Raw genomic sequence first — 3,642 nt, forward strand, 5'->3', positions numbered from 1 at the left:
GCCGACGCGTGCACCTTCTTTCTTCCGCCTTATGGATAATCAACAGGCGTGAATATATTATTCTGAATATAATTAAAATTAATTTCTCTGTATGATACATAAAGAGATGAGCATACCATACATAGTTTGATTTTTTTGGAAAAGAGGAATGAGGCATGAAGCGAAAAATGATTACTACCATGACGGCGGCTACCTTGGCAGTGACCATACTGACCATCCCGTTTATTTCGTTGCGCTCACATGCTGTTTATGCGGCGGAAGCGACCAAAGGAGCACAGAGGCCGGATTATCGATCACGAGCGGATATTCCGGCACAGTATAAGTGGAGGCTGGAGGATATTTATGCGGACAGGGCGGCATGGGAAGCAGATGTCAAAAAGCTGACACAGCTGGCTGACGCGTTTTCAAAGCATCAGAGGAAAATCGGGCAATCCGCTGGAAACCTTCTGCAATCGTTGAACGATTTAAGTGATTTGATGCGGCTGCGCGATAAGGTGCATGTGTATGCTTCCATGGGCTTCGATGTGAATTCATCCAATCCACAGCTACAGGAAGTCATGGATAAGGCCAAAAAGCTGAGTACGCTAACCGCCGAGAAAACATCCTGGTTTACGCCGGAAGTGCTGGCTATTCCGGAGGATAGAATGAAAAGGTATCTTGCAGCAAAAGAATTCGCACCATATAAAACATTTCTCGAAGATCTTGAGCGAATCAAGCCGCATACACTTACGAAGGAGCTGGAGGGGTTGCTGGCCCAGTTCTCGCCTCTGGAGCAAAACCCGGAAAGCACCTATTCGATGCTTAGCAAAGATGTAAAATTCCCGAAGATCAAGGATGAAACGGGCAAAGACATACAACTGACACGCGCCAACTTCGTTTCATATATGGAAAGCAAGAACCGCGGTGTGCGTAAGGCCGCTTTTGAAGCGTACTATAAGACACTCGAAGGATTCCGGGATACGTTCGCTCAAACGCTTGCAGGTAAAGTGAAAGCAAATAATACATATGCCAAAGCCCGCAAATATCCGAATGCGCTTGAGGCGAGCCTGACCCCTAATCATATCCCGCCAAAAGTGTATGATGAGCTAATCACCAGCGTTAATAAAGGCTTGCCGCAGCTTCATCGCTATATGGAATTAAAGAAGAGGATGCTTGGCGTAAAAGAGCTGCATATGTATGATATGTATACGCCGAACACGGAAGTAAGCCAAGCCTATATTCCGTATGAGGAAGCAAAGAATATGGTGCTCGAAGGCTTGAAGCCGATGGGAGACGGCTACAGCAAGACGCTTGAAGAGGCGTTTAAAAATGGATGGATCGATGTATACGCCACTGAGGATAAGCGCTCAGGCGCATATCAGTCCGGAGCGTATGATACGCATCCGTACGTATTGCTAAACTATCAGGGTACCTATAACGATGTATTTACCATTGCACATGAACTTGGCCACGCGATGCATACGTATTACACGAACAAAACGCAACCATATATGATGTCCAGCTATCCCATTTTTACAGCGGAAGTGGCCTCTACCCTCAATGAAGCTCTGCTGTTCGATAGTTTGTACGCCAAAGCAAAGACGAAGCAGGAGAAAATGTATTTGTTGAACCAACGTCTGGAAAACTTCCGGACCACGCTGTTTCGCCAGACACAATTCGCCGAATTTGAGAAGCTTATTCATGAGAAGGAGCAGGCAGGTGAGTCGCTGAATGCGGAGGCGCTGAAAAAAATGTATAGTGATATGAATAAAAAATACTATGGGCCGTCGGTGGCTGATGATCAAGAGATTGCAATGGAGTGGGCACGTATTCCGCATTTTTATTACAACTTCTATGTGTACCAGTATGCGACCAGCTTTGCTGCATCCACAGCGCTGGCTAAACAGGTGCAAAAGGAAGGCCGTCCCGCGGTAGAGCGCATTCGAGACAAGTTCTTATCCGCAGGCAATTCCGCAGCACCGATTGATATATTGAAGGCGGCAGGCGTTGACATGTCAACGTCCAAACCGATTGATGATGCGATGAAGGTATTTGCTGAAACGTTGAATGAGCTGGAGAGACTCATCAATCAAAAATAAGTGAATAGCTGCTTACCTTCTTTATTTTGACTTTTTTTGGCCTATAATAGAAGAGGACAGAAGAAGAAAGGATGAGAAACGTGAAAAATGTTGCGGCTATTCTCGTACTTCTAGCGCTCATTGGCGGCGTATTGTACGGTACGCTGTCTGGCAGCAGAGAAGCAGACGGGACGCAATCTCGTTCAACTTCCGACAATTCTACCAGTATGAACGGGCAAGCGTTACCCGATTACGGCGAAAAAACAACGGCTCCACAGGCCGAAATAGGTGTGAAAGAAGGAAATAAGGCACCAGATTTCTCGCTTGAAACGCTGGACGGCAAAACGATGCGCCTATCCGATTTTCGAGGCAAGACGGTCATCATGAACATATGGGCAACCTGGTGCCTGCCATGTCGCAAAGAGATTCCGGATATGGTAGCATTTTATGAAAAAGCGCGGAAAGAGAACATCGAAATTCTTGCGGTAAATTTGACCGAAACAGAGAGTAGTATTCCGAATGTGAAACGGTTTGTTGAAGGAATGAAAATGCAGTTTCCAATTTTGCTTGATAAAAAATCGAAGGTAGCCCATCAATATCAAACAACGATTATTCCGAGCAGCTTCGTTATTGACAGCAACGGGATCATTCGAAAGGTAGTGCTCGGACCGATGACAAAAGAAAAGATGCGGGTAGTTGTTAAAGGTGGTCATGTTCCTGTCAAGTAGACAGCATTGAAAAAGCCTATATTTTTTGTGCGTCCATCTTTTTCCAGAACTATTCACCGTTATAAGAGGTAGGAAAAGACGGAAGGGCGGTGGGTGGGCACGGTCGGAAAAGGACACACTGGCCTTTCTTCCACCTTATGGATAATCAACAGGCGTGATTATTCATGTTTAGATCAAAATAATTTTTCAATAATATATGTTAGCTTAATCAAGTTGAACTGTAGCCCGAATAAGGGCATTCACCCAACACCTGTCCATACGTATCCGCATAGTATGAAGCGTAAGTAAATCAATCATACATGGAGGGATGAACGTATGGGATTCTTTCATGAAAGAGAGGAAATCGGGGTCATTCTTGTTCTGTTTATCCTCTTGGTCATTATTGCGTGTGCATGTGATTAATACAGGGGATGGATTTCTGAAATCTGGATGACGTTTTGAGAAACTCGGCAATGATGCCGGGTTTTTCTATTGCAGCTTTTCTTTTGCCTTATCAGGTATATCTTCTTTTTTTACTTCTTCATAAGAAGTAACTCCTTTTTCAGCTTTGACATACACACATAAATAGGCATTTTCTTTAAACTTGTGATCTTCTCCAGCTTTCATAAATGTAAGCGTCTGTTCTTTTCCATCTTTATTATAGCCAGGAAGGGTATATTGACCGGAATTATCTGGTGCCCCTTTAGTCTGAACATAATATTTTTCTGTACCGAGTTTGTTAAGATTCACATTTTGAATAACAAATAATCCTCCAAAAATAACAACAACTGCTATAACAGCTATAATGGTTATAATTTTCTTCATTTTTTTCTCCTTTTATTTATTTTCAAGGGTGTTGATTATCCAGTATGATCCAG

At 43.7% G+C, this 3,642-nt stretch carries 3 protein-coding genes; 2 read left to right on the forward strand and 1 reads right to left on the reverse strand.

Annotated features, from left to right (window positions below; all coding sequences use genetic code 11):
* Positions 1–155 precede the first annotated feature (155 nt).
* Together pepF and HMPREF0083_RS19780 are read left to right on the forward strand one after the other, a co-directional pair.
* The gene (pepF, locus tag HMPREF0083_RS19775; RefSeq protein ID WP_021623482.1) at positions 156–2,078 is read left to right on the forward strand and encodes an oligoendopeptidase F; all 1,923 of its coding nucleotides are present in this window, start codon (positions 156–158) and stop codon (positions 2,076–2,078) included.
* A 71-nt stretch (positions 2,079–2,149) separates the two neighbouring features.
* The gene (locus HMPREF0083_RS19780) at positions 2,150–2,785 is read left to right on the forward strand and encodes a peroxiredoxin family protein (RefSeq protein ID WP_021623483.1); all 636 of its coding nucleotides are present in this window, start codon (positions 2,150–2,152) and stop codon (positions 2,783–2,785) included.
* A gap of 468 nt (positions 2,786–3,253) precedes the next feature.
* Here HMPREF0083_RS19780 and HMPREF0083_RS19785 read toward each other — a convergent pair whose 3' ends face one another.
* A complete protein-coding gene (locus HMPREF0083_RS19785; protein WP_021623485.1) occupies positions 3,254–3,589 on the reverse strand; it encodes a YxeA family protein in 336 nt (111 codons plus the stop codon).
* Positions 3,590–3,642 lie beyond the last annotated feature (53 nt).

It is taken from the genome of Aneurinibacillus aneurinilyticus ATCC 12856 (assembly GCF_000466385.1).
Classification (GTDB): domain Bacteria; phylum Bacillota; class Bacilli; order Aneurinibacillales; family Aneurinibacillaceae; genus Aneurinibacillus; species Aneurinibacillus aneurinilyticus.